This window comes from Rhodopirellula maiorica SM1, from assembly GCF_000346295.1.
GTDB classification, from domain to species: domain Bacteria; phylum Planctomycetota; class Planctomycetia; order Pirellulales; family Pirellulaceae; genus Novipirellula; species Novipirellula maiorica.
The window spans coordinates 1-6207 of the sequence record NZ_ANOG01000248.1 but is presented as its reverse complement, the minus strand read 5'-3'; the positions used below and the strand labels follow the sequence as shown (position 1 = coordinate 6207).

The window sequence follows — 6207 nt, the reverse complement described above, 5'->3', positions numbered from 1 at the left end:
AGCACCAAAACGGTCATCAAATACGCTGGTAAAGATGACAGGATCGCTTTCGGTACCCTCGGCCAACAACTGGGTTCCGTACCCCAGCTCGAATCGAGCTCCGCGAATCTTCACGACCGTACCAGGATCGATCACCAACGATGCATCGAGACGTCCACGAATGCCTTGCAAACTAAGATCCAGCACCCCGTCCGTCGAAGAACCGTCATCGATGTACGAAATGGACGACGCATCCAAGTCCGCCACCAACTTATAAACCGGAGTTCCACCGACGTCGACCGCTCGGTACAAGCGACGTGATACATATCCCGAGCTGGTTTGAACCTGTGGCAATCCCGTCAATTCGATCGACGTGTTCGAGCTACTGACCGAAAACGAGAATTCATCTGTGCTGGCGAGCGATTCAAATCCATCACTATCGACGAACGTCATCTTGTACAGATACGTTCCCGGCGTGAACGTTCCACCGCGTAGGGCTTGCGCAGAAATCAATGAAGTCGACGGTGCGAACCCATCTTGAATTGAGCCACCGGGATTGGCTGCCACCACAATGTTTTCGGCAACAAAGTGAACCACGCTGGTGTCGTCAAAACGGCCAGCCACGGTCAATGCCCGCGGCGGATCGGTCGCTGAGGTACCGACACGGACAAACAATCCATTGATGCTGTTTTCAAACAGTTGGTTGTTGTGAATATCGGGACCGACACGGTCATAGTCCGCGGTATAGGCGCCGGCTTGTTGGAACCGTGGCGATTGGTAGCTGGTTTCCTCGAAACTATCCGGCGATGCACTGATCGCCGCGTCGGCACTATTGGTAATCTCACTGAAGGAAATCGTCGGCCGTAGATTGACGATTTGGATCGGATTGACCAACTGCTGAACCGAATCAATCAACACGTTGCTGCTACCGCCGTAACGGATTTCGGCATGATTGACTTGGTTCAAGAAGATTCCTTGATCTTCCAAGTTTTGCCGTCCTTCGGCTTGATCGATATCGCGGCGGAAAATCAAACCACCCCAATTCCCTGGCGATACCGCAGGACTATTGCCCACGGCCGACGCATCGACGTTGCGGTCACGGAAACTGGTAAAGATCACGCTACCGTCATCGTAGCCGGGGCGATCCGCGTCATCGTTGCCCAACAAAGTCGTTGTGCTAGGGTCACTTAGATCGACCAAACGTGGTGTTCCGAGGACCTGCAATACACCATTGCTGCGATCGACTTGAACGGTGCTACTGCCGACACCGATCCATGAACCACGGACTTTGAACACGGCTCCGGCGTCGATCATGGTCGTGACCTCTTTGGGCACTTCCATCACGCGGCCGTCTTCGAGGAATCCACCTCCAACGTCCGGAATACCGATCTGGTAGCTAAAGTTGTCGGCCTCGGTAGCGACATTCTTATCAACACCTCCGTTGCCAACGATCCGCACAATGTCTTTCGGCAATGCCGCATCGAATGCGTTTGCAACGTTCGAATTGCTGATGTTGTTAAAAGGATGATCCAAGCTACCGTCGGCGTTCGGGCCAGCCGTTTTGTCGACAAAAATGTTGCGTCCGGATGCTTCCAAGGCACGCGTGTTGGTCGACAGCTCGATTTCGCGTTCACCCATCAAAATGACGCTACCGCCGCTAACCGTCGCGGTCACGCCGGTTTCGTTTTGGCGGCTGTTGATCGCGGTTTGCAGCGTCGTCGCTAACGTGCCTGCGGGTGTCGGGAAATTGGGACTGCCCGGACTGTAGAACACCGCCACGTTTCCAGGTTTCGCAGAACTACCGATCGGTACAAATTCAAACGTCCGAACCACACCCGCCGCGCCGGTCACCTTGATCGTTTGACCGATCGTGATTGCATCGCCGTTGTCGGTAAAGGTCAGCGTTCGATTCAGCGGACGCGTTTGGAACCAGAAGTTATGGGCGCCACCGGGTTGTCCATCGCCGTCGCCATCGAGGATCGTGCCGGGAACCCCGACGCGATCGCTATCCAAGTCTCGGATGACATCGGTTTCATCGACCTGAGGCTCGAATTTCACATGCAGTTCATACTTGCCTTCGGTCAATCCGCCGTAACCGCTTCTCGCGATCGTCGGGTCGTAATTGTCGTTGCCGCTCGCTGCGACACCGACGTAGTAGGTGCCTTCGCCGAGCGAAGCGGTCAATCGCGAATCTTCGCTAAAGTAGTCATCGTTGCGGCCCAATTGCTCAATCCCGCCACCACTGAACAAGATCGGCGAGAAATTCAAAGCACTGCCGCTGACATCGGTTGTTGCCGCTCCGGAAACCCGCGTGGCTCGCATGATCGAACTGGCAAACGGGCTGTCGTTCACCGCATCAACGATCGATTGCACCGGCACGCTGGAGATATTGGCACCTCGGCGTGGAATATCCACCAGGATCGCATTGGCGATCGGTTGGCCCGTCGAATCAGTTGGCTGGGACACGCGAACAGCGGTATCGCCGGCGGCGCGATCGGTTTGAATGAAATCGATTCGCAGATTGTTACCCAAACGGCCTTCGAGCAACGAATCAAAACGGACTTGCAAATCACCACCAACGCCGAAGTCGGTCACGGCCGATGCCTTGACTTCTTGATACAGCGTCAGCGTGGTGTCCAGCAGACTTGAATCGGGCAAACGCTCGGCAAAAGTCTCAACCGTCAATTGGCCAACGCGGTCAACGTCATCCAAGTCGACTTGGAATCGATACAGGTCAACATCAATGCTGTCGGGACGATGCACGTATTGACCATGCAGCACATCGTAGCTGCCCGGGAATACCGGTTCTTCGTCCGGTCGCGAGTTGATCGAGTTGTTCAAGTAGGTGCTGTTCAGACTCATCAACGTTTGCGATGGCAAGTCCGGCGTCTGCTCGAGCCCGAGAATCAATCCGATTCCGGCGGTCGCTTTGCGAATGAAGTCTTCGCCATAGGCGGTGTTGAACGTCACTTGGTTGCTAAACACCAAGGCAGATTCGGTAAAGGTGGGATCGATGCGAACGCGAGCATTCAGCACGCTTTGGGACACCACCGAGGTGTCCGGCAAGGTGCCGGCTTGCAGATTCGACGTATCGCCCAATGCAAACGTGATCCCGCTGTCTGCGGTCTCGCGGAACTGCACACCGATCTCGCTGGACCACAATCCAAGCGCTTCGCGAATGCGTGTCTTCTGCCGCTCGGTGATCTGGTTTTGGAACTGAGTGCCACCCGCGCTGGTATCAAAGATCGGGTTAAAGTTGTACGCGATCTCGGTGATCCCGTTCTGCGTGTCGGGACCAAAGTTGTCGTTGATGTGTTGCAGCAACGCGCCGGCGACTTCGTCCAACTCGCGATGTCCTGGGTCGTCGTTGCCGCCAGGCAATTCGATCAGGAACGGTTGTGCATCGATTGACTCTTCGAAAATCAAGCTCGTCAACTGCTCGTCACGACCGAACACTCCGATGTCAAGAGATGTACCGAGAGTGTCACCTACGGCAGTCAGTACGAGTGCAGGCGCGCCGATCACACTGCGAGGCACCAACGTGCTGCCGCCCTGAGTCGAATCGCCATTGAGCGTCCATTTGACTTCGATCAAATTGCTGACCGTCGGTTCGCTCGCTGCCACGACACGCAGATCGGTCAAGGTAGGCGAGTCGCCGCCGAAATTGAACACCACGGTACCGTCGGTTTCAGCGCGGACCGATAGCCCCGCCGCACCCACGTCTTCGAAACGAATGTTGCGACCCGATGCCGCTTCACCAATCGACTTGGAGACAAAGCTGACGCGAAGCCCTTGGACGTTGAAATCGGTGACCGCAACCGGAGCCACAGCCACATCGGTCGGCGGGATGATCAAATCAACTCGATTGTCGACCGCTGAACCGATTCGCAATCGGAACGTGCCTCCGCCAAGCGGAACCCCGGAAAGATCGTTGATGTCGCCGCTGAAGAACAACCGCGCGGTATGGGTCGTCGAGTCGTAGACCACCGAATCGGGATGGTACAACAAATCGTCAGTCGTTCGCGCCGTTTCATCGGTCAGCAACAATTGATAGAAGCGAGGGTTTTCGGCCGATCGCTGCGTCGGATTGCCATTGTCGTCATTTTCAACAAACAACGGATCTTCGTTAAAGTAAACGACGATTTCGTTGCGGTTCTGCTGCAGCGAACCATCGGCAAGACGCACAACCGGTTGCGGAACCACCGCTTCGACCAACGCGCCGAGACGCAAACTGAAATTGATGACTTCCGATCGCTCACCGGCGGTGCGAGGAACCAGGAATTCGTTCTCGATGTTACGAAGTCCACTGATTCCCAATCCGGGATCGTCGTATCCAAAGACCTCGACGCGGTACTCGTCGTCCGGCAACGACTCAGCAAAGCGAACAACGACTTCGTTCTCGTTCGGATCGCCCAGCGTGACCAAACCGGGCGTGATCTGTAGATCATCCGCGGTTTGGAAGATACCGTCTTCGCCTGGACGTGTGATCCGAATGCCATCAAGCGTATTGGGGTCGATCTGTTGATCTTGGTCAAACCGAAACGTCAAAACGCTCGGGGCGCTGTCGCGAACCGAACCATCGACGATCAAATCACCATCGTTGGGCTGGATGCCGATCAACTGCGGCCCCGCCAACAATTGGCGTGATTCGAGCGTCTCCAGAATGTGCTGACGACGAGCCTTCTTGCGCGAATTTTTATGCGAAGACTTCGACTTCTTAGCAGATCGCTGAAGTTCTGATTTCGAAACGGACAAAGACGATGACGATAAATGTCGCTTACGCGAGGTCATAGACCGAACCTTCCGGGCGAACCCCAAAGCCAATTCCGTTGTGCTTTAGGGAGATGGAGGATGATGTAAGTTGAGTGTGGCCTAAACGAACCTTAGGTCGTTCGAAGAGGCGAATGGGTAAAAAACGATAAGTTGAACCCCGCAACCCAGGCTTTCGCGCACCGCTGCGCGCAGCCGAGTCTCGAAACTCTTTGGCCGAGTATAGTTGCGCGTTTTTTGCCTTCAAATAAATGCTTCGCGGCATATTGCCGGTCACTTTCCTATCCAGGTTGTGCATACAGGTCGTAGCGAAAATGAGGGCTTCCAAGCGGGATTGATTCCCCCAGCCCCCCGACGGAATCTGCGTGGTGGCGGAAAAATCCACATAATCGCGTGCAGCTTTGGACGAGTTCCCCTCTCGAAAGTTCCCCGATAGAGCTGGGAATTTGATTGACACCCCCTGTATGGCAGGCCACATCGCGGACGCAGCGGACCTCGACAGCTCAAATTTGCTAGCGCACACGCTTTTCCGATCCCCACGATTGACGATTCATTTCGATCGGCGGCCTTAGACACGAACGTGTCACAGCCCGTCATCGGCAGTAGCTAGCCGAAAGAGGGGGGAAAGCCGACGGCTAATTCGTCGCCGGCTGGATTGCGAACACCTCGACATCCACCCCGTCGCAGTAGTGGGCCAAGTCGGGCATCCCCGCTGGCAGGTCCACGCCCGCCGCCCGAGCAAGGCCATCATCCAAAGCATCGATTTCGGCAATCCGGACGCGATAGGGGTCGTGATGAACTTGCCCGACATGCACACCGCCGTGACGCTCAACGAATAACAGATATCGCTCAAACAAAAAATGCTCCAGCGTGCCGGGCTGAGAAACAGCTTCGTCTGTGCCAACCCGAAACGACACATCGTGGCTCACGCGTGTCGCTCGACAACTTTCGTAACGAATCGTTCCGGAATCGTTGTGATGGTTCATTCGGGCATTGTAATAAGGCAGAGACCACCCCCATCGGGCGGCCATGACCGCCAATCGCGAGCTGGCGTCTAACGAGAAGAAAAAGACGCCGGGACGTCCCCGATGGACAACATAAGTCCGAACATTCGTCTCGAGAAAATTGAATGCCATCGATCGAGGCAGCCAGCGAGACCGGACTGCCCGCATTTGAAATGGCACGATTCCGAGGTACGCGGTCCCGTTAAATGTGTCCAGTTCCAAATCAGACGGGATCGCCTGTGACAGGGTTTCAACGGGGACACGCCAGTGCATGAAGAGCAGCGATTGCCACGATTGGGTACCGTCACAGCGACCGGCAGGTCGCCGCGTCGGTGCGATCCGGTCGATATCGGTGTCGCTCATAGCCTGGGCCCCCAGTTCATTTGCCTTTTATCTCTTAACGGGTTCCCAGGCTCCTTGCCTGCCGAACCCACTGAACCGCAGGCTCCTGCTT

At 55.6% G+C, this 6207-nt stretch carries 1 protein-coding gene and 1 pseudogene; both read right to left on the bottom strand.

Features of this window, described 5'->3' with window-relative positions; translation table 11 throughout:
• Nucleotides 1-4734: pseudogene (locus RMSM_RS07515) on the bottom strand (hypothetical protein); the annotation flags it as partial.
• Nucleotides 4735-5384: 650 nt separating this feature from the next.
• Nucleotides 5385-6116: a YqjF family protein gene (locus RMSM_RS07505; protein ID WP_008693739.1), complete on the bottom strand. Its 732-nt coding sequence runs from the start codon at nucleotides 6114-6116 to the stop codon at nucleotides 5385-5387.
• Nucleotides 6117-6207: the final 91 nt, after the last annotated feature.

What these genes read in the sequence shown, in the direction of transcription:
- RMSM_RS07505 (WP_008693739.1), bottom strand. Translation starts at nt 6,116, where the DNA reads ATGAGCGACACCGATATCGACCGGATCGCACCGACGCGGCGACCTGCC.